Annotated in this window: 3 protein-coding genes; 2 read left to right on the top strand and 1 reads right to left on the bottom strand. The window is 67.9% G+C overall.

The genetic code is table 11. The features are described 5' to 3' along the window. A partial coding sequence (locus AC27IQ_RS24330; protein WP_487091107.1) for an OB-fold domain-containing protein occupies nt 1-127 on the bottom strand: 127 nt, incomplete at its 3' end. 48 nt (nt 128-175) lie between these two features. Between AC27IQ_RS24330 and AC27IQ_RS24335 the strand changes: the two genes are divergently transcribed. Next, entirely contained in the window at nt 176-1,135 is a 960-nt protein-coding gene (locus AC27IQ_RS24335) for a PhoH family protein (protein WP_284405238.1), read from the top strand. A 44-nt stretch (nt 1,136-1,179) separates the two neighbouring features. Beyond that, nucleotides 1,180-1,522 (top strand): rRNA maturation RNase YbeY (ybeY, locus tag AC27IQ_RS24340; protein WP_487091106.1); only part of this gene is annotated, 343 nt, incomplete at its 3' end.

Raw genomic sequence — 1,522 nt, forward strand, 5'->3', positions numbered from 1 at the left:
CCCCCACGGGCGGCAGGTTGTAGAAGGTGCTCATGGGCACCTGCACCTCGTAGCCGACGCCGTGGCAGTCCAGCAGCACTTCTGGCGGGTTCTTTTCCAGCAGCGTGCCGGTGAGTTTGCCTATCATTGATGTCCTTCGCCGCACCGTTGCGGCCATCCAACCGGAATTATCCGCGTGATCCTGCGACACACCTTCACCCCCCACAACAACAACCGGCTGTCGCACCTGTGCGGCCCGGCCGATGCGAACCTGCGCACCATCGAGACGGCGCTGTCGGTCAGCATCGCGCACCGGCACGAGCAGTTCAAGGTGGATGGGCCGAAGGCCAAGGCCACCCAGGCGATGGAGCTGCTCCAGGCGCTGTACGAAATGGCCGAGCGGCCCATCGCCGAGGAGCACCTGCAGCTCATGCTGGCCGGCGACAGCGCCATGCTGGAGGCGCCCGGTGACGGCGCAGTGACGCTCAACACCCGCCGCGCCGACCTGCGCGCGCGCACCCCCACGCAGAGCAACTACCTGGACAACATCGCCAGCCACGACATCACCTTCGGCATCGGCCCCGCCGGCACCGGCAAGACCTACCTGGCCGTCGCCTGCGCGGTGGACGCCCTGGAGCGCAACGCGGTGCAGCGCATCGTGCTGACGCGGCCGGCGGTCGAGGCCGGGGAGCGCCTGGGCTTTCTGCCCGGCGACCTCACGCAGAAGGTGGACCCGTACCTGCGCCCGCTGTACGACGCCCTCTACGACCTGATGGGCTACGAGAAGGTGCAGAAGGCCTTCGAGCGCAATGCGCTGGAGATCGCGCCGCTGGCCTTCATGCGCGGGCGCACGCTGAACAACGCCTTCATCATCCTGGACGAGGCCCAGAACACCACGCCCGAGCAGATGAAGATGTTCCTCACCCGCATCGGCTTCGGCGCCCGCGCCGTGGTGACGGGTGACGTGAGCCAGATCGACCTGCCCAAGGGCGCGATGAGCGGCCTGATCGACGCCGAGCGGGTGCTCAAGCGCGTCAAGGGCATCGCGATCACCCGGTTCACCACCGCCGACGTGGTGCGCCACCCGCTCATCGCCCGCATCGTGGACGCCTACGATGCCCAGCGCGCGGCGGGCAGCCGCGCAGGACACTCCTGAATCAATAGCACAACGCCCTAGTGAAAAATGCGCCAGAGGCCCAAATGACCCTGAACCATCTGACCCTGTCGCTGCAGTTCGCGCGCTTTCCCGGGGTGCAGGAACACCGCGCCGCCCTGCCCCGCCATGCCGCAGCGCGCTTCATCCGCCACGCGCTGTCCAGCGACGCCGAGATCACCGTGCGCATCGTCGATGCCGAAGAAGGCCAGTCCCTCAACCGCGAGTACCGCCGCAAGGACTACGCCACCAACGTGCTCACCTTCGACTACGCACAGGAGCCCCTGGTGATGGCCGACCTGGTGCTGTGCGCACCCGTGGTGGCGCGCGAGGCGCGCGAGCAGAACCGCGACCTGCGCGCGCACTACGCCCACCTGCTGGTGCACGGCA

It is taken from the genome of Acidovorax sp. KPB24-07 (genome assembly GCF_057543315.1).